The 17,626-nt window shown below is 72.4% G+C and carries 15 protein-coding genes; 6 read left to right on the plus strand and 9 right to left on the minus strand.

Annotated features, from left to right (window positions below):
* Positions 1 to 87: 87 nt before the first annotated feature.
* The 3 genes from ACMATS_RS15150 to trpS all read right to left on the minus strand — a co-directional run bounded on the left by ACMATS_RS15150 (position 88) and on the right by trpS (position 2,662).
* The gene (locus ACMATS_RS15150; RefSeq protein WP_391156985.1) at positions 88 to 915 is read right to left on the minus strand and encodes a YihY/virulence factor BrkB family protein; all 828 of its coding nucleotides are present in this window, start codon (positions 913 to 915) and stop codon (positions 88 to 90) included.
* Positions 916 to 934: 19 nt separating this feature from the next.
* Positions 935 to 1,534 (minus strand): 2'-5' RNA ligase family protein, encoded by a 600-nt coding sequence (locus ACMATS_RS15155; protein ID WP_390782138.1) that lies wholly within the window; start codon positions 1,532 to 1,534, stop codon positions 935 to 937.
* Between the two features lie 114 nt (positions 1,535 to 1,648).
* Positions 1,649 to 2,662, minus strand: a complete 1,014-nt coding sequence (trpS, locus tag ACMATS_RS15160) for a tryptophan--tRNA ligase (protein ID WP_390782137.1) — start codon at positions 2,660 to 2,662, stop codon at positions 1,649 to 1,651.
* Positions 2,663 to 2,765: 103 nt separating this feature from the next.
* Here trpS and rocD point away from each other — a divergent pair, with 103 nt between their 5' ends.
* Both rocD and ACMATS_RS15170 read left to right on the plus strand, forming a co-directional pair.
* Positions 2,766 to 3,971: an ornithine--oxo-acid transaminase gene (gene rocD, locus ACMATS_RS15165; RefSeq protein WP_414168161.1), complete on the plus strand. Its 1,206-nt coding sequence runs from the start codon at positions 2,766 to 2,768 to the stop codon at positions 3,969 to 3,971.
* Between the two features lie 71 nt (positions 3,972 to 4,042).
* Complete coding sequence (locus ACMATS_RS15170; protein WP_414168162.1) at positions 4,043 to 4,453, plus strand: hypothetical protein; 411 nt, start codon at positions 4,043 to 4,045, stop codon at positions 4,451 to 4,453.
* 87 nt (positions 4,454 to 4,540) lie between these two features.
* Here the strand turns inward: ACMATS_RS15170 and ACMATS_RS15175 are convergent, their stop codons facing one another.
* Together ACMATS_RS15175 and ACMATS_RS15180 are read right to left on the minus strand one after the other, a co-directional pair.
* On the minus strand, positions 4,541 to 5,746 hold the full coding sequence (locus tag ACMATS_RS15175; RefSeq protein ID WP_414168163.1) for a glutathionylspermidine synthase family protein: 1,206 nt from the start codon (positions 5,744 to 5,746) through the stop codon (positions 4,541 to 4,543).
* A 5-nt stretch (positions 5,747 to 5,751) separates the two neighbouring features.
* On the minus strand, positions 5,752 to 6,030 hold the full coding sequence (locus tag ACMATS_RS15180) for a hypothetical protein (protein ID WP_390782131.1): 279 nt from the start codon (positions 6,028 to 6,030) through the stop codon (positions 5,752 to 5,754).
* Between the two features lie 143 nt (positions 6,031 to 6,173).
* On the opposite strand from ACMATS_RS15180, the gene ACMATS_RS15185 reads away from it, so the two are divergent.
* On the plus strand, positions 6,174 to 7,064 hold the full coding sequence (locus tag ACMATS_RS15185) for a hypothetical protein (protein ID WP_391157013.1): 891 nt from the start codon (positions 6,174 to 6,176) through the stop codon (positions 7,062 to 7,064).
* On the opposite strand, the gene ACMATS_RS15190 is transcribed toward ACMATS_RS15185, so the two are convergent.
* Together ACMATS_RS15190 and ACMATS_RS15195 are read right to left on the minus strand one after the other, a co-directional pair.
* The gene (locus ACMATS_RS15190) at positions 7,005 to 7,205 is read right to left on the minus strand and encodes a DUF397 domain-containing protein (RefSeq protein ID WP_391156994.1); all 201 of its coding nucleotides are present in this window, start codon (positions 7,203 to 7,205) and stop codon (positions 7,005 to 7,007) included. The two genes, ACMATS_RS15185 and ACMATS_RS15190, sit on opposite strands and share 60 nt — an antisense overlap.
* Positions 7,181 to 8,029, minus strand: a complete 849-nt coding sequence (locus ACMATS_RS15195; protein ID WP_414168164.1) for a helix-turn-helix domain-containing protein — start codon at positions 8,027 to 8,029, stop codon at positions 7,181 to 7,183. Before ACMATS_RS15195 ends, ACMATS_RS15190 begins: the two co-directional genes overlap by 25 nt.
* Before the next feature lie 119 nt (positions 8,030 to 8,148).
* On the opposite strand from ACMATS_RS15195, the gene ACMATS_RS15200 reads away from it, so the two are divergent.
* The 3 genes from ACMATS_RS15200 to ACMATS_RS15210 all read left to right on the plus strand — a co-directional run bounded on the left by ACMATS_RS15200 (position 8,149) and on the right by ACMATS_RS15210 (position 13,086).
* Positions 8,149 to 8,472 (plus strand): hypothetical protein, encoded by a 324-nt coding sequence (locus ACMATS_RS15200; RefSeq protein WP_414168165.1) that lies wholly within the window; start codon positions 8,149 to 8,151, stop codon positions 8,470 to 8,472.
* A gap of 134 nt (positions 8,473 to 8,606) precedes the next feature.
* Positions 8,607 to 9,032 (plus strand): hypothetical protein, encoded by a 426-nt coding sequence (locus tag ACMATS_RS15205; RefSeq protein ID WP_390782127.1) that lies wholly within the window; start codon positions 8,607 to 8,609, stop codon positions 9,030 to 9,032.
* A 352-nt stretch (positions 9,033 to 9,384) separates the two neighbouring features.
* Positions 9,385 to 13,086 (plus strand): helix-turn-helix domain-containing protein, encoded by a 3,702-nt coding sequence (locus ACMATS_RS15210; protein WP_414168166.1) that lies wholly within the window; start codon positions 9,385 to 9,387, stop codon positions 13,084 to 13,086.
* Between the two features lie 66 nt (positions 13,087 to 13,152).
* On the opposite strand, the gene ACMATS_RS15215 is transcribed toward ACMATS_RS15210, so the two are convergent.
* Positions 13,153 to 16,263: a lantibiotic dehydratase gene (locus ACMATS_RS15215; protein ID WP_414168167.1), complete on the minus strand. Its 3,111-nt coding sequence runs from the start codon at positions 16,261 to 16,263 to the stop codon at positions 13,153 to 13,155.
* The gene (locus ACMATS_RS15220; protein ID WP_414168168.1) at positions 16,260 to 17,624 is read right to left on the minus strand and encodes a lanthionine synthetase C family protein; all 1,365 of its coding nucleotides are present in this window, start codon (positions 17,622 to 17,624) and stop codon (positions 16,260 to 16,262) included. The genes ACMATS_RS15215 and ACMATS_RS15220 overlap by 4 nt, the downstream gene beginning before the upstream one ends.
* Between the last annotated feature and the right edge of the window lie 2 nt (positions 17,625 to 17,626).

Here is a 17,626-nt window from a genome sequence, read left to right on the forward strand (position 1 = left end):
TCGCCCCGGACCCCTGGGGTGGTGCGTCGGCTGCAGGCCGTCGGTGGCTGAGCGCGCAGTTCCCCGCGCCCCTTACGGGGCGCCCCGCTACGGGGCGTCCCGTGTCGCCGTCCACGCCGCGCAAGCCAACGTCAGCTTCGCCGTGAAGCTGATCCACAGCAGCAGCGCGACCGGCGTCCCGAAGGCGCCGTACATGCTCCTGGCGGCCACCCCGCGCAGATAGCCGCTCAGCACGAGCTTGAGCACCTCGAAGCCGACGGCCCAGATGAGCGCGGCCACGGCGAGGCGGCGGCGGTCCGGATGCACGCCGGGCAGCCGCGAGAACACGTAGAGCATCAGCAGGAAGTCGGCCAGCACCGCCGCGCAGAACCCGGCGGCGGTGAGCAGGGCGCCGCCGCCCACCCCCGTGTGCTCAACGACCCAGCCGACGGCGGCGGTCGCGAAGGCGGAACAGCCGACGGACACCAGCGCGACCGCCCCCAGACCGAGCAGCACGGCCGCGTCCTTGAGCTTGAGCAGGACGACGTTCCCGGGGTCCTCCTCCAGCTCCCACACGGCCCGCAGGCACTCGCGCAGCTGGCCGACCCAGTTGATCCCGGTGAGCAGGAGCAGGGCTCCGGCGATCAGCCCGACGGTGCCGGCGTTGTTCGTGAGCGACCCGAGGTCGAGCCCGGGCACCTGCTCGGCGATCCGGTGCTGGAGTTTCTTGCTCTGCTCCTCGCTGAGCAGCGCGGCGGTGACGGCCGCGCCGACGGTGAGGAGCGGGAAGAGGGCCAGGAAGCTGCTGAAGGTGATGGTGGCGGCGAGCCGGTTCCACTTGACCCGGGTGAGGGTCTCGTAGGCGTGCCAGGCGTGGGTGCGGGTCAGCCGGGCGCAGGCGGGGCCGATGACGGGGAGCTGGGTGAGCCGGTCCATGCGGGCTCTTCTACCCGATTCAGGGCACCTGCGGTGCGGCTCCCGGAAGCAGTGAGCCGCCCTGCCGCGGCACGGCGGGCGTCACGGCCGGTGCGGATCCGCGAAACGGAAAGTCGCGCTCAAGGCGCCACACACCGTCCTCCCCCTGCTCGTACAGGGCGAAGCCCGCCGTCATCCACTCCGCCTCGTACGCGGCGAGCTCCGCGTACGCCCGGTCCATCGCCTCCTCGGCGATGCCGTGCGCCACGGTTACGTGCGGGTGGTACGGGAACTGCAGCTCCCGCGCGACGGGGCCCGACCCGTCGCGGATCCGCTTCTGCAGCCAGGCGCACGAGGACGAGCCCTCGACCACGTTGACGAAGACGACGGGCGACAGCGGGCGGAACGTGCCCGTCCCGGACAGCCGCATGCGGAAGGGCCGGCCCTGGGCGGCGACCCCGGCCAGGTGCTCCTCGATCGCGGGCAGCGACGACGCGTCGACCTCGGTGGGCGGCAGCAGGGTCACGTGCGTGGGAATGCCATGGGCGTGCGGGTCCCCGAAGCCCTCCCGGCGCTTTTGGAGAAAGCTGCCGTACGGCTCCGGGACCGCGATCGAAACGCCGAGCGTCACGGTTCCCATTGCGTTCTCCCTCCTGCTGCTCCTGTGCGCCTGTATGTGCCCGTGGTCAGTGTGGCGGCTGTGCCGGGTCCGCGGCCAGGTTCCCTGGTCCCGGGGGCCGGGGGACCATCGGCCTCAGTGCTTGGCGGGCAGGAAGCCCACCTTGTCGTAGGCCTGGGCGAGCGTCTCGGCCGCGACGGCGCGGGCCTTCTCCGCGCCCTTGGCCAGGATGGCGTCCAGGGTCTCCGGGTCGTCCAGGTACTCCTGCGTACGGGCGCGGAACGGGGTCACCCACTCCACCATCACCTCGGCGAGGTCGGTCTTGAGCGCACCGTAGCCCTTGCCCTGGTACTTCTCCTCCAGTTCCGCGATTCCGGTGCCCGTGAGCGTGGAGTAGATGGTGAGCAGGTTACTGACGCCCGGCTTGTGCTCGGGGTCGAAGCGGATCACGGTGTCCGTGTCGGTGACCGCGCTCTTGATCTTCTTCGCCGAGACCTTGGGCTCGTCGAGCAGGTTGATCAGGCCCTTGGTGGTGGAGGCCGACTTGCTCATCTTGGCCGTCGGGTCCTGCAGGTCGTAGATCTTCGCGGTCTCGCGGACGATGTGCGCGGACGGGATCTTGAAGGTCTGGCCGTAGGTGCCGTTGAAGCGCTCGGCGATGTCGCGGGTCAGCTCGACGTGCTGGCGCTGGTCCTCGCCGACCGGCACGGAGTCGGCCTGGTAGAGCAGGATGTCGGCGACCTGGAGGATCGGGTACGTGAACAGGCCGACGGTGGTGCGGTCGGCGCCCTGCTTGGCGGACTTGTCCTTGAACTGGGTCATGCGGGAGGCCTCGCCGAAGCCGGTGAGGCAGTTCATCACCCACGCGAGCTGCGCGTGCTCGGGGACGTGGCTCTGGATGAAGAGGGTGCAGCGCTCCGGGTCGAGCCCGGCGGCCAGCAGCTGGGCCGCGGCGATGCGGGTGTTGGCACGCAGCTCCATCGGGTTCTGCGGCACGGTGATCGCGTGCAGGTCGACGACCATATAGAAGGCGTCGTGGGTCTCCTGCAGAGCCACGTACTGGCGGACGGCACCGAGGTAGTTCCCGAGGTGGAACGAGCCTGCAGTGGGCTGGATACCGGACAGGGCGCGCGGACGATCAAGGGCCATGCACACATTCTCTCAGGTGCGGCGGCGGACTCGGGCCGACGGTTGAGCGACAGGGGTGTAGAAAAGGCGGCAGCAGCATGCACCGACCCGAACGGAGCACGTGTTGACGTCCACAGAACGCAGCATCGCCGCCGCCGAGGAGCACAGCGCGCACAACTACCACCCGCTGCCGGTCGTGGTGGCGACCGCGCAGGGCGCATGGATGACCGACGTCGAGGGCCGCCGCTATCTCGACATGCTGGCCGGCTACTCGGCCCTCAACTTCGGGCACGGCAACCGCCGTCTGATCGACGCGGCCAAGGCCCAGCTCGACCGCGTGACGCTCACCTCGCGGGCCTTCCACCACGACCGGTTCGCCGACTTCTGCGCCCAGCTGGCCGCGTTGTGCGGCATGGAGATGGTGCTCCCCATGAACACCGGTGCGGAGGCGGTCGAGACGGCCGTGAAGACCGCGCGCAAGTGGGGCTACCGGGTCAAGGGCGTGCCGGACGGCCGGGCGAAGATCGTCGTGGCGGACAACAACTTCCACGGGCGCACGACCACGATCGTCTCCTTCTCGACGGACCCGGAGGCGCGGGCCGACTTCGGCCCCTACACCCCCGGCTTCGAGATCGTCCCGTACGGCGACCTGGCGGCGCTGGAGGCCGCGGTCGACGAGCACACGGTGGCCGTGCTGCTGGAGCCGGTCCAGGGCGAGGCGGGGGTGCTGGTGCCGCCGCCGGGCTACCTGGCGGGGGTGCGCAGACTGACGGCCGAGCGGAACGTCCTCTTCATCGCGGACGAGATCCAGTCCGGCCTGGGCCGCACGGGAAAGACGTTCGCGTGCGAGCACGAGGGCGTCGTGCCCGACGTGTACGTGCTGGGCAAGGCGCTGGGCGGCGGCGTGGTGCCGGTCTCCGCGGTGGTCTCGTCGAAGGATGTCCTGGGCGTCTACCGGCCCGGCGAACACGGTTCCACCTTCGGGGGGAATCCGCTGGCGTGCGCGGTGGCCCTGGAGGTCATCGCCATCCTGCGCTCCGGCGAGTACCAGGACCGGGCGACGGAACTGGGCGACCACCTGCACCGCGAACTCAACCGCCTGACCGCCTCCGGCTCGGTGACCGCGGTCCGCGGCCGCGGCCTGTGGGCGGGCGTGGACATCGCCCCGTCGCACGGGACGGGACGGGAGGTCTCGGAACGGCTGATGGAGCGCCGGGTGCTGGTGAAGGACACCCACGGCTCGACGATCCGGATCGCACCGCCGCTGGTCATCTCCAAGGAGGACCTGGACTGGGGGCTGGAGCAACTGCGGGCGGTACTGGGCAGCTGACGGGTGACCCCACCTGTCCCGGTTCGTTCTCCTTGCGAAGCTTGTCTATTCGCGCCGAAGGAGAACTCCCCATGCGCCTCCGTTACGCACTGGCCCCCCTGGCCGCCGCCCTGTCCGTCGCCGCCGTCGCCCCGCTGGACGCGGCGGCGGCCGACGCCCCGGCCGCGCGGCCCATCGTCCCCGAGGCCGTGGCGCTGAACGCGCAGGCCGATCTGCCGAAGGCCTCCGACATCCGGGATCTCGACAAGGAGCTGACGGCGCCGGAGGCGGCCCCTGCGCCGCAGGCGGCGCCGCAAGCCGCCCCGCAGGCCAAGGCGCCTGCGGCCAAGCCCGCGGCCAAGAAGGCGCCGATGCCCTCGCCCGACGGGGGCGAGGAGGAGGGCGGACCGGAGCGCGCGCCCGACGCCGGGCCGCTGCAACCGGTTCTCGGGATGCTCGGCGGACTGCCCATCATCGGCGGACTGTTGGGCGGCCCCCACTAGGGTGCGGCAGCACCCCGCAGCACGTCGTCTGCGGGCGCGTCGTGGTCGATCGCGCAGTTCCCCGCGCCCCTGACGGGGCGCCCCTCCTTACGGGGCGATGATGTGCGGCACGAACCGCGCGTACCCGTCCGTGACCGGCCCCGCCGACTCGCGGATGCCCAGGCCGACCGGCTCGTCCTCCACCGTCCACGCGCCCAGCACCACACGGTTGCCGTCGAAGTCCGGCAGCGGTGCCAGCTCCTGGTAGCAGCAGGGTTCGTCCCGGACCACAAGGTCCGGGACGCCCGCCTCATGGAGCGTGACGCCCGCCCCCTCGCGCCCCAGCAGCGGCTTGGCCGCGTACCCCGTCGTACGGGCCAGCTCCCGCGGGCCGTCCAGATAGGCCGGCAGCAGGTTCGGGTGCCCCGGGAACAGCTCCCACAGCACCGCCAGCAGCGCCTTGTTGGACAGCAGCATCTTCCACGCCGGCTCGATCCACAGCGTCGAGCCCGTACCCCCGCCGTTGTCGAGCGTGTCCAGCACATGCGGACCGAACTCGTCCGTCGCCAGCCACTCCCACGGGTAGAGCTTGAAGCAGGCCCGTATGAACCGCAGCGACTTGTCCACGAAGCGGCCCGACAGCGGGTCCCAGCCGATGTCCTCCATCGAGATCGCCTCCGTCGCGAGGCCGGCCTGCCCGGCCGTCTCGCGCAGGTACGCGACCGTCATCAGGTCCTCGCCCAGCTCGTCCCCCGCCGAGTGCGCGAAGTGCACGGGCGCGCCCGGCGGCAGCAGCGGCGCCTGCCGCCGCCACGCGTCGACCAGCCGCTCGTGCAGCGAGTTCCACTGGTCGGTGCCCGGCACGTCCCCGAACCGGTCCTCCATCCAGAACCACTGCGCGCTCGCCGCCTCCACCAACGAGGTCGGGGTGTCCGCGTTGTACTCCAGCATCTTGGCGGGCGCACCCGTGCGCCCGTCGTAGTGCAGGTCGAACCGCCCGTAGAGGGACGGGAGTTCGTCACTGCGCTCCCACGCCTCCGCGACGAGCGCCGCCAGCCGCGGGTCCGTGATGCCGAGCTCCGCGAACCGCTCCTTCTCGACGATGTGGCCCGCCGCCTCCAGGCACATCCCGTGCAGCTCCGCCACCACCGCCTCCAGCGCCTCGACCTCCGGCAGCGTGAAGGAGTAGTACGCGCTCTCGTCCCAGTACGGCCGCAGCGAACCGTCCGGGTGCCGGCACAAGGGGTAGATCAGCCCCTGCTCCTCGACCGTCGCCTGCCAGTCCGGGCGCGGGGTGATGCGGTGGCGCTGCATCGCGCTCAGCCGCCCACGGAGTGGCTGCCCGAGCAGCCGAAACCGCCCCGGTTGACGGCCTGGCTCTTCGTGAACGTGCCGCGGTCCGCGTAGCCGCTGGAGCGGTCCGCCCCGTAGTACCAGCGCCCGGCGCCACCGCCGGCCCCGCCGCCGCCCTTGTTGTCCTTGCAGGCCTTGCTGTCCAGGACCTTGTAACCCTTGGACACGTCATAGCTGTTCGGGTCGACGCACCGCTTGTCCGGCTCGGACCCGCAGGAGGTCAGGGCCGTGGCCAGCAGACCCATTCCGCCGAGTATGACCGTGCTCGACCGCCAGCGGCGTGGTTGTCCTGCCTGTCCCATCTTTTCTCGCCCCCGTGTACTGAAGAGTGCGGCCCACCATAAACCCGCCCTCCGACACCCCTAGAGTCGGTCCCGTGATCCTCGGAATGTTCTGCGCACTCGGCACCGCCGTCTGCTTCGGCACCGCCTCCGTCCTCCAGGCCGTTGCCGCTCGCGCCACGGCCCCCGGCAGCGGGTCCGGCGTGGACGCCGTGCTGCTGATGCGGGTGGTACGGCAGTGGCGGTACGTGGCCGGGCTCGCGCTCGACGCGGTGGGCTTCGTGCTGGAGGTCGCCGCGCTGCGGCTGATCCCGATCTATGCGGTGGGCGCTGCGCTGGCTTCGAGTCTCGCGGTCACCGCGGTGACCGCTTCGCGGGTGCTGCGGACGCGCCTGAGCGGCATCGAGTGGGCCGCCGTGCTCACCGTGTGCGGCGGGCTCGGGCTGCTGGGCCTCGCCTCCGGTGCCGAGGGGCACGAGACGGGGTCCATGGCCCTGAAGGTGGGCACGCTGTGCGTGGGCTTCGCCGTGCTGGCCATCGGTGCCGCCGGGGGGCGCCTCCCCGGGCGGGCGCGGCCCGCCGTGCTCGGGCTCGGCGCGGGCGTCGGCTTCGGGGTGGTCGAGGTCGCGGTGCGGCTCGTCGACGACGTGTCGCCTGCGGCGGTGCTCACCAACCCTGCGGCTTATGCGGTGCTGGTGGGCGGCGGTTCGGCGTTCCTGCTGCTGACCTCTGCGCTACAGCGCGGTTCGGTGACGGCCGCCACGGCGGGGATGGTCATCGGCGAGACCCTCGGCCCCTCCCTGGTCGGCGTCATCTGGCTCGGCGACCGCACGCGGGAGGGGCTCGCGCCCATGGCCGTGGCGGGGTTCGTGCTGGCGGTGCTGGGTGCGTTGGCGCTGGCGCGTTTCGGGGAGGCGCCGACGGAAACGGTGCCTCTTTCAGAGGGTGCGGATGAACTTGGCCCAGGCGGCGTGCGGGAGGAGCAGGGCGGGGCCTGAGGGCCGTTTGCTGTCGCGGACGACGGTGACGGCTTCGCCGCCGGGTATGTTGTCGGCTATCTCCAGGCAGTCATCTTGCCCGTTGCTGTACGTCGACTTGCGCCACCTGGCGCTGCTCAGGTCGACTCGCTCGCTTTGCATGTGCCCAACTCCTCAATTGCCTTTTCGATCAACCTTGCTGACGCGGCCGGCGAGAGCGCTGCGGCATGGACAAGATCGTAACGATGGGAGTACCTCGCCACCGTTTTCCGGTCCCTTACCAGCTGCCCCGTGCTGTCGCCTTCGAGGTAGGCCAAGGTCGGAGCATTGTCGAAGGAGAACAATGTCAACGACCCGCCCAACACTGAGTGCGCACCGGCAGCGAACGGGAGAACTTGCACCTCGACGTTCGGTGCAGTGGATGCCTCCAGCACGTACACCAACTGCTCACGCATGACTGCCGGACCGCCGATCGGCCGCCTGACCACCGCCTCGTCCAGCACCGACCACAGCAGTGGCGGATCCTCCTTCGTGAGGACGCTTTTCCGGGCGAGCCGCGCGGCCACCTTCTCCTCGATCTCCTCCGGGGTGCACCACGGCTGTCCCACGCGCATCACCTCGCGAGCGTACGCCTCGGTCTGCAACAGGCCAGGCACGCAGTGAGCCAGGTACTTGTGAATGGCTGTGGCCTTGGCCTCGCACTCCAGGTGCTTACGCATCGAATCCGGGAACGGGAAACGCTTGATGTGCTGCCACAGGTCGTGCAGATCACCGTCCGCGCCGAGCAGCTTGTCCAGCCGACCGGACACGGTCTCGGTCGGCACTTCCTTCCCCAGCTCGTACTGGGCGATCCGACTGTGGGCGATGGGGACCTGGTCGCCCAGCTCCCTCTGCGTCCAGCCGGCCCGTACGCGCAGCTTGCGCAACTTGGCCCCGTACAAGGCCTCCAGGGACACCGACGGGTCAAGTTCCTTGGGTGCAGGCACCGTTCATGCCCCCAATTTTCGGGTCGAGGCGGCGAAAGCCGTTACCCCTGGTGAGCGTAGCCCCACGCCCCGACACTGAACCCCGGAACGGAGAACACACCCCACCACCGAGGTACCCCATGCCCACTTCCCCACACGTCCGCGCGGCCGCCGCCCAGGCGGCCCGCGACCTGCACGACGCGTTCCGCTCGCACGGTTGCAGCGTCGAGGTCGTACCGCAGCCGCCCGTGAACGGGCAGGTGTACCTGGCCATCTACGACCCGTTGAGCGGTACCGAGGCCCGACTGCTCACGGCGGCCCTGAAAGCGTACCGGCCGCCGCCCTGCGAAGAGTGCCGCGCGCACAAGCGCACGTGGGCGGAGGCGGTGCGAACCGCCAACAGCTCGGCCGCAACGGAGACGTTGCGGGCGATGGGCGTGCACCAGCGGCACGCCCACGTCTGAGGGCGCAAATCCGCCGCGTCAACGACCCGCCAACCTTTTGGCAACACCGGAGCGTGATGGTGGTCCTGCGCACTTCCGCGCACCGATTCGTCCGGCGGGCCACACGGCCCGTCGGATCCCCCAGGAGCACCACCATGAAGCTCACCGCTTTCAAGCGGCGGACCGCCCGTACGCTCGCCGTCCTCGGCGCCACCGCCGCAGCGGCCGGCCTCGTCGGCACCGGCCAGGCCTCGGCCGTCACCCCCCACAAGCTCACGCTGTGCAACAAGTCCGGCCCGGCGCCGTACGGAGCCGTCGGGGTTCAGGTACACCTCACGGACCGGCAGGTCTACACCAACGTGGTCCAGTCCGGCACGTGCAACACGATTGACCTGACCGGCAACGGTGGCGAGCACGGGAGCATCTGGGTCGTACCCCAGTGGCAGTGCGACACGTCCGTTCCGACCTGCTTCGGGTGGGCGCCGAAGGACGGGGAAACCAACGGTTTCCGCATCGGCATCTGGGACCCCAAGGGCACGGACATCACGCTCACCAGCCCCTACACGTACACCCAGAAGTAGCCCCGAGCACCTCGTATCTGGCCACGTCGTCGGCCGAACGCGCCCGGCACCGGCGCGCCTTGGCGACGCGCTGGGACGAGCGCAAGCTCAACACTGATCGCTCGATCTGGGCATTCCCCGCGCCGGCTGGCACGACTCCTGAAGATTCGGAAGGTGGGCCCGTACCCCCGTGACGGGTCCACCCGTCTCGGCAGACATCCGGCAGTCCAGCCCATGGCGGGCCGCAGGCCAAGCGGTTTCCCGGTTTCCTCAACCGACAGGCGACCGGGAAACCGTCGCCGGCCTGCGGAAACGCCGCCGCGGCTCAATATTGCCCTTGAGGGGCCCGGACCCCGCTGGGACGATCTTCACCGTGGACAACGGTGGCGGACTCCTGCGGAAACTACGGCGAGAGCGCGGAGTGTCGCTGGCCGGACTGTCCACTCTGGCCTTCTACAGCAAGGGTTATCTAAGCAAGGTCGAGAACGGCGACAAGCCGATGACGCTGGAACTGGCACGCGCCTGCGACCAGGCGCTCGGCACCGGCGGGACGCTGGAGCAACTCGTCCTCGGGCTTCAGGACGGCGGGGGTTGCCCGTACCGGGGACTGTCGGCGTTCGGGCCACAGGATGCCCGTTGGTTCTTCGGACGGGAACAGGCCACTGCGGGCCTTGTCGCCCAACTGACCAAACGCCTGGACGGATCCGGACCGCTGATGGTCGTTGCTCCGTCGGGAACGGGGAAGTCCTCGTTGTTACGAGCCGGGTTGATTCCCGCTCTGACGCGCGGGGTGCTCCCGGGGAACTGGGAGCCGTTGCTGCTGACGCCGGGCGAACACCCCGTCAAAGGGCTGCTGGCCCTGCTGGCGTCGGTGCCGGCCGATTCACCGCAGCGGTTCGCTGCCGCGGTACGCGATCTCCCCGGTCCCCGTCTCGCCCTGGTGGTGGACCAGTTCGAGGAACTGTTCACCCTGTGCCAGGACCACGCCGAACAGCGCACCTTCATCCAGCTGTTGCACGCGCTGACGTCCGGGCCGCCGCAGTCCGAAGGCCCGGCCTGTCTGGCCGTACTGGGCATCCGCGCCGACTTCTACGGGCACTGCCTGGCCCACCCGGAGCTTGTTGCCGCCCTGCGGCACGGTCACGTCCCCCTGGGGCCCATGGACGCGGCGCAGTTGCGCGAGGCCATCACGGGTCCGGCCGAGAGGGCGGGCCTGTCGGTGGAACCGGGGCTCGTGGAGCTCATGCTCCGGGACGCGGGCGGCACCGCCGCGCCGCGGGCGGGGGTGCTGCCTCTCCTCTCCCACGCCCTCCTGGCCACGTGGCAGCAGCGGACGGACACCACGCTGACCGTGGGGGGCTACCAGCTGACCGGAGGGATATCCGGGGCGGTGGCCACCACGGCCGAGCACGCCTACTCCGCACTGCCACCGGAACAGCAGCCTGTCGCACGCCGGTTGCTGCTGCACCTCGTCCATCTCAACGACACCGGCGTGACCGGACGCCGCGTGGAACGCAGCCGCCTGCTGGAACGGGACCCGGCGCCGGAAGCGGCGGCGGCCGTCCTCGACGCGTTCGCCCGGGCCCGTCTGCTGACGCTGGACGCGGATCACGTGGAGCTGGCGCACGAGGCCCTGCTCCACGCCTGGCCGCGGCTGCGCGCGTGGCTGGACGAGGACCGCGCGGGGCTCCGCATCCGGCAGTCGCTGCTGGAGGCGGCCGAGGCGTGGGAGCGTGAAGGCCGCGATGCGGGCCTGCTCTACCGGGGCACGCGGCTGGCCGTCGCCCGCGAGTGGGCCGCAGACCCGGTGAGCCGGGCCGCCCTGGGGCCTGCGGCATGGGCGTTCCTCGACGCCGGCATCGACCAGGAGAGCGCCGAACGCCGACGGGACCGCCACCAGGCCAGGCGGCTGCGCCAGTTGCTCGCCGGCCTCGCGGTGCTGCTGGCCCTGGCCCTGATCGCCACCGGGGTGGCGTACGGGCAGCGGGAGGCTGCGCTCGCCGCGCAGCGGGAGGCCCAGTCCCGCCAACTGGCCGCCCAGTCCGCCGCCTTGATCGACACCGACCCCGACCTGGCCTCCCTGCTGGCCGTCCAGGCCCACCGGATCAGCCCCACCGGCGAGGCCGTCAGCAGTCTCTATGCGGCCGCGGCGCTCCCGTTGCGCAACCGGCTCACCGGCCATACCTACGGGGTACCCGCGGTGAAGTTCAGTCCTGACGGCAAGACCCTCGCCACCGACGGCGAGGAGGGGAGCGTCCAGCTGTGGGACGCCACCACGGGAAAACACCGGAAGACCCTCGCCGACGGCCTCACCGAGTCGGTGGGCTCGGTGGAATTCAGCCCCGACGGCAGAACCCTCGCCATCACCAACCACGACGACACCGTGCGACTCTCGGATGTGACCACGGGCAGAACCCGGATCATCCGCACCGGTCACACCTATCCAGTGGCTTCGGTGGCGTTCAGTCCTGACGGCAAGACCATCGCCAGCGGCAGCTACGACGGCACCGTCCGGCTCAGCGACGTCATCACAGGCACGCACCGCGGCACCCTCACCGGCCACACCAGCACCGTGGCATCGATCGCCTTCAGCCCCGACGGTACGTCCCTCGCCAGCGGCAGCCATGACGACACCGTCCGCCTGTGGGACGTGGCCACCGGCACGACCCACCACGTCCTCTCCGGCCACACCGGCACCACGGCTTCGGTGACGTTCAGCCCCGACGGCAAGTCCCTCGCCAGCGGCAGCTACGACGGCACCGTCCGCATGTGGGACGTGGCCACCGGCACACCCCGCACCACTCTCACCGGCCACAACGGCACCGTGGCGTCGGCCGCCTTCAGCCCCGACGGCAAGACCCTCGCCACCAGCAGCAGCGACAAGACCATCCGCCTGTGGGACGTGGGCACCGGCACACTCCGCACCACCCTCACCGGCCATATCGCCCCGGTGGAATCGGTGGCGTTCAACCCCGACGGCAAGTCCCTCGCCAGCGGCAGCAGTGACGGCACGGTGCGCCTGTGGAACCTGACCGCGGGCACGACCCGCATCACCCTCACCGGCCACACCAGCACCGTGGGGTCGTCTGCCTTCAGCCCCGACGGCACGTCCCTCGCCACCGGCAGCTACGACGGCACCGTGCGCCTGTGGGACGTGGCCACGCGCAGAACCCGCGCCACTCTCACCGGCCACACCAGCGGCGTGACCTCGGTGGCGTTCAGCCCCGACGGCAAAACCCTCGCCACCGGCAGCGTCGACAAGACCGTACGGCTGTGGGACGTGGCCACCGGCACCACCCGCATCACCCTCACCGGCCACGCCGGCATCATGGCGTCGGTCGCCTTCAGCCCCGACGGCACCACCCTCGCCACCAGCAGCTACGACGGCACCGTACGGCTGTGGGACGTGGCCACGGGCGCAGCCCTCAACACCCTGACCGGCCAACCCGGTCCGGTGTCGCTGATGGCGTTCAGCCCCGACCTCAAGACCGTCGTCAGCAGCAGCGGCATCGGCCCCGTACGACTCTGGGACGTGGCCACGGGCAAGGTCCGCAAGGCTCTCGAAGGCCACACCACCCTGGTGACGTCGGCCGCCTTCAGCCCCGACGGCACCACACTCGCCACCGGCAGCAGCGACAACGGCAATTCCTACGCCATGGGCCCCGGTGACGACACCGTCCGCCTCTGGGACGTGGCCACCGGCAAGACCCGCAAGGTCCTCACCGGCCACACCAACACCGTGACCTCGGTGGCCTTCAGCCCCGACGGCAAGTCCCTGGCGAGCGGCAGCTACGACAAGACCGTACGGCTGTGGGACGTGGCCACCGGCAAGACCCGCAACGTCCTCACGGGCCACGTCACCCCGGTGGAATCGGTGGCCTTCGGCCCCGACGGCACCACGCTCGCCACCGGCGGCAGCGACGGCGCCACCCGGCTCTGGGACGTGTACCTCCCGGACACGAAGGAAGCCGGCCGGAGAATCTGTGCGGCCCTCCACCGGGACTTCACCGAGGCCGAACGGGATACGTACCTACGGGGAGAGGCGACGAAGCCGGTGTGCCCGGGCTCGGGGTGAGTGCGGGGGCACCACATCTTCATGGCGGGCGGCGTGGCGTGAAGATGTGGGCTGGCGGAACTGCCCCTACCGCACGTGCCGCAGGCTCTCCCGTGTCCTCAGCAGCAGGCCCAGGACCTCCTGTTCGGCCGCGCGGCCGATGCCCAGCAGGCGGTTGCAGTGCAGATGGACGTGGCTGCGCGCGATCTCGCCCGGCGAGTGCCACAGTTCGCCGCTCGCGGCCAGGTCCTGCAGGCGACGGGCGAGCGGCTCGATGGCCGTGCGCCTGCGGGCCAGGACGTCCGCCGCCTCCGCGCCGCCCGGCTGCGCCTTCGGCCAGCCGGGGTCGGTGAGCACGGCCCGCAGCTCGACCTGTCTCGCCCGGTAGTCGCGGCCGCCGGCCCGGCGGTCCGCGGACCGCTCGCGGTACCAGGCCAGGCGCTCCGCCTCGTCGAGGCCGAGGGCGGCGAGGAGGTCGTCGACGGTGCGGACGGCGAGCAGGGTGCGGTCCGGACCGGGGGCGAGGTGCAGCAGGTCGGCCACGGCCGTGCTGTCGACGCCGAACAGGGCCTCGGCCAGGGGCATGGCGGCGGGGCCGCCGTAGCGCTCCACCTCCCGGTCGTAGGTGTCGATGCAGAGTCGCCGGCAGCGCCCGTCCTCGATCAACGGGGCGGCCCAGGCGAAGAGTTGCGGGGCGAGTGCGGCGGCCAGTGTCCCGGGGTCGCCGTGCAGGCGGATCCTCAGGTGCGGGTCCGGGTCGGTGTAGCGCAGGAAGAACCAGTCCGTCGCCAGGCCGGCGGCGACGGCGTCGGTGCAGAAGGCGCGGACCGGGCCGGCGATCAGATCCTCCTCGGCCGCGGGCGGGCAGTACAGCTTTGCGAACAGCCAGTCGCTGCCGGGTGCCCGCAGCCGCCCGGTCACCGGGGGCCTGGTCCGGACGGTCTGCGGGCGGGCCTCCGGGGGGCGTGGTGCGGGGTGCGGCTGTGGGGTGCGGAGCACCAGCGGGACGACGAACTCGCTGATGCGGCAGCCGTCCGGGCCCGGGAGCCAGGCGTGTTCCGGGCCGGGGAGGGCTTCTTGGAGCAGGAGCGTGCCGCCTGCGGGCAGGCGTGCGGTCTCGGCGCGGAGCTGGTCGGCCTGGGCGGGGGCGTCGAGGTCGAGGAGGAGGCGGTTGTCGCCCGCGGCCAGGTACACGTGTCTCGGCACCTGCCAGCGGTCGCGCCAGGCCGCGATCGAATCGGCGTACTGCTCCGGCGACTTGGCCGGCAGCGCCCCGGTGTCGAGGCGCCACGTGGCCGGGGCCAGGACGGCGCGGCCGGCCTGCACCCGGGGCAGGAAGGGGAATCCGGCGGCCGGGCCCCAGTCGAAGGAGCTGAGCCGGCCGCGGCCGTCGCGGCTGACGTCGTCGAGGAAGCGGGCGACCGCCGGGGCGTGGCGGGTGTTGAGCATGTGCCCTGCGCAGGGCGTCACTTCGAGGTCCCGGGCCGGCCAGCGCAGCGTGAAGCGGTCGTCGTGCAGGCCGACCACCAGTTCCCGGACCGGGACGCGGCCCTCGGCGGGGCCGCCCGGCACCGTGCCCAGCGCCAGCTCGTGGTCGCGGACCGGCGGCCGGACCGCCACGTTGGCCGACCGCGCCCGCCGGGGCCGGTAGACGACTTCGGCCCACAGCCGGCCGGGGCACACGGCGGCCTCGGCGGCGGCCGCGGCCCGCAGCGCGGCCTCGGCGTCGGGGCCGAGCAGATCGGCGAAGCGGCCCAGGTTCCGCCCGGCGGCCGGGCCGCCGAGGTTGGGGCCGACGACCACTGTGAAGTCGCCCGCGTCCACCGCTTCGGCGGAGGCGGCCAGTACGAAGACGGAGAGGTCGAGCGAAATCGGTGCCGTGGCCGGGGCCGGTGTCCAGGTCTCCAGCCGGGACAGGGTCTCCGCGTCCAGCTCGACGGCCGTCCGGTGGTCCCGGAGGGCTTCCAGCGCGAGGTTCTGGAGGGTCCGGGAGCGGATCTGCTGACGGTGTCCGCCGGGACCACTGCCGTGGACGTGCCCGGGCGGCCCGAGGCCGGTCTCCGGGTCGAGCAGTTCCAGGAGCGGCACCTCGCGGCCGGGTCCGTAACGGGCGCGGAACGCCTGCCGGTAGGCGTCCAGCCCGCCGGCTCCGGGGGCGGGCGACAGCCGCAGCAGCAGTTCGGCGGCCCGCGCCGCCTCGGCCGCGACGGCCCGGCCGACGTGCCGGGCCGCGAGGGGCACCGCCATGTCGACCTGCACGGGGTGTGCGGCGGCGTCGGCGGGCACGGCGGGCTGCGCGGAACGGGCCCGGGCGGCCAGCTCCGGGTATCCGGCCGCCCCCTCCTCGGCGGGCAGCCGGTCCCATGTGCTCATCTCCTCCAGGAGTGCGAGGAGTTGCTCCGCGTCGGCGCGGGCCGCGGGGATGCCGGCGAGCCGCTGCGCCATGTGCCGGGCCGGGTCGCGCGTGGTCAACGGCGGCCGCAGGTCGGTCAGCAGGACCGTGTGCTCCCACAACTGCTCCAGCAGCCGCCCGGCCTTGGCCGGGGTCGCCCCGGGGGTGCCGACGGCCAGCTCGTCGAGGAGGCGCGCGTAGGGCACGGAGGTACGGGCCAGCTCCAGCGCCCGGCGGACGGGGCCGGTGGCGCGGAGCGAGACGGGGACGGCAGGGGCGCCGCCGCCCGGCTCCGGTTCGGCCAGGAACACCCGGCCGCCCCGGACCAGCGCGGTGGGGTTGGCGTACCAGCGCAGGCCGGCCCGTACGTCCGGGCGGAGTTCGAGGGCGGCGGCCACGGCCGTCAGCCAGCCCATGTCCGGCCGGGCGCGGGTGCGCGGCTCCCCGGGGGCCACCGCGAGGTCCGTGCGGTCGCCCCAGTGTCCGAGGGCGGCACCGGCGAACATCCCGTACGGCGTGGGGCGGGTGGACATCCGGATCAGATAGCGCAGCAGCTTGCCGGACAGCCGTCGCTGCGCATGCCCGTCGCGGGGCGGCCGTTCCAGTGCGCGCGCAAGGTCACCGCCGCCGACGGCGAGGGCGCGGCGCACCCGGGGGTCGGCGGGCAGCAGGCCGCCGGGGAGGGTGTCCGCGGGCCATTCGTCCCCGTACCCGGCCAGGGCGAGGTACTCCGCGACGGGGAGCAGGGGCGTGCGCACCATGAGCCAGTCGAGGGGGCGGTACAGCGGACCGCTCGTGCGGCTCATGACAGCAGGAACAGCCGGTCCCATGCGGGTGGGACGTCGGTGGCGGCGGCGAGCAGGGCCAGCGCGACCCCGGGTGCGCCGTCGAGCAGTCCCGGCTGGTCCACGCGGGTCCCTCCCGGTTCGATGCTGCAGTAGCCCAGCGGGCGTTCGGGTGCGTACATCTCCAGCAGTTGCTCGGTGAGTTCGGTGGCGGCGTGGACGAACAGGGGGTCCGCGGTGTCGTGGGCGAAGCGCAGGGTGACCTGGAGCAGGCCCGCCACTCCGTGGCAGAAGGAGGGCGAGGGAATGCCGCGGTGCTCGCGCGGGCGCCGGAAGACGGCGGCCATGGCCTCCACGGCCAGCGAGCACAGCCGGCCGTCGCCCAGCGCCCGGCCGGCCAGCCACAGGGCGCGGGCGAGGCCCGGGGCGCCGTAGCACCAGGCGCTGCGGGCGGGCGTGGCGTCCGGTGCCGTGCCGGAGGCGTCCGGCAGGGCGACGGCGGACGGCCAGTTCGGCCCCCACGCGTCGTCGCAGCGCTGTGCCGTGAGCCAGTCGGCGACGGACCGGACCGCTTCCCGCTGGCCGTCGACGGCCACGCCCGCGCTCAGCGCGAGGGCCATCAGGGCCAGCGGGCCGGGAATGCCGTGTGCCAGGCCGCAGTTGAGGTTGCCGCCGGGGAACTGGCGGGCCATCGACGGATCGGCCATGACCGCGGGCGGGGTGTGCCAGTGCGGGAGGCCGTCGTGCTCGCCGCACAGGGCGACCAGTCCGGCGAGCACGGCGCGCAGTGCTTCGGCCGCCGCCGGTTCGTCGCGGCGGCCGAGGAGGCAGGCGCCGGTCCCGGCCAGTCCGGAGATGGCGTCGAAGACCCCGACCGAGCAGCCCGGTGCGGCTCCGGCCGCCGCACGGCCGCGCCGGACCGCCTCGGGGAGCAGCCGGCGGTCGAGCTCGCCGCGCAGCCGCCGGTAGCGGGTGCCGTCGTCGGAGAGGAACCAGGCCGCGAACGCCAGGCCGCCGAGCCCGCCGAACAGGCTGGGCGGCAGCCGTCCGGCCTGCTCGGCACCGCGGGCGGCGGATGCCAGGTAGCCGTGGGCCGCGCGGTCCCAACCGCGGCCCGGTGCGCAGGAGTTCAGGTGTCCGCAGAACAGGGCGAGACCGGTGTCGCCCTGCGCCACGTCATGCGGGCGCCAGCGCACCGCGGCGGGGAGCGTGGTCTGGCGGGCCGCCGCCTCGGCGCAGGCCCGTACCCGCTCCGTGTCGCGCAGCCGTTCCGCCACGTCCTCGCCGGCCGAGGCCGCCGACCGTGCCGTCGCGCCGGACAGCACCGCTGTCCATCTCTTGCTCCCGGCGTCCTCGCCGCCGGTGCTCCGCGTTTCGGCCATGC

Source organism: Streptoverticillium reticulum (assembly GCF_047456005.1).
GTDB classification, from domain to species: domain Bacteria; phylum Actinomycetota; class Actinomycetes; order Streptomycetales; family Streptomycetaceae; genus Streptomyces; species Streptomyces reticulum.

What these genes read in the sequence shown, in the direction of transcription:
- ACMATS_RS15220 (WP_414168168.1), bottom strand. Translation starts at nt 17,624, where the DNA reads ATGGCCGAAACGCGGAGCACCGGCGGCGAGGACGCCGGGAGCAAGAGA.
- ACMATS_RS15175 (WP_414168163.1), bottom strand. Translation starts at nt 5,746, where the DNA reads ATGCAGCGCCACCGCATCACCCCGCGCCCGGACTGGCAGGCGACGGTC.
- ACMATS_RS15170 (WP_414168162.1), top strand. Translation starts at nt 4,043, where the DNA reads ATGCGCCTCCGTTACGCACTGGCCCCCCTGGCCGCCGCCCTGTCCGTC.
- ACMATS_RS15185 (WP_391157013.1), top strand. Translation starts at nt 6,174, where the DNA reads ATGTTCTGCGCACTCGGCACCGCCGTCTGCTTCGGCACCGCCTCCGTC.
- ACMATS_RS15205 (WP_390782127.1), top strand. Translation starts at nt 8,607, where the DNA reads ATGAAGCTCACCGCTTTCAAGCGGCGGACCGCCCGTACGCTCGCCGTC.
- ACMATS_RS15155 (WP_390782138.1), bottom strand. Translation starts at nt 1,534, where the DNA reads ATGGGAACCGTGACGCTCGGCGTTTCGATCGCGGTCCCGGAGCCGTAC.
- ACMATS_RS15180 (WP_390782131.1), bottom strand. Translation starts at nt 6,030, where the DNA reads ATGGGTCTGCTGGCCACGGCCCTGACCTCCTGCGGGTCCGAGCCGGAC.
- ACMATS_RS15200 (WP_414168165.1), top strand. Translation starts at nt 8,149, where the DNA reads ATGCCCACTTCCCCACACGTCCGCGCGGCCGCCGCCCAGGCGGCCCGC.
- ACMATS_RS15215 (WP_414168167.1), bottom strand. Translation starts at nt 16,263, where the DNA reads ATGAGCCGCACGAGCGGTCCGCTGTACCGCCCCCTCGACTGGCTCATG.
- ACMATS_RS15150 (WP_391156985.1), bottom strand. Translation starts at nt 915, where the DNA reads ATGGACCGGCTCACCCAGCTCCCCGTCATCGGCCCCGCCTGCGCCCGG.
- ACMATS_RS15190 (WP_391156994.1), bottom strand. Translation starts at nt 7,205, where the DNA reads ATGCAAAGCGAGCGAGTCGACCTGAGCAGCGCCAGGTGGCGCAAGTCG.
- trpS (WP_390782137.1), bottom strand. Translation starts at nt 2,662, where the DNA reads ATGGCCCTTGATCGTCCGCGCGCCCTGTCCGGTATCCAGCCCACTGCA.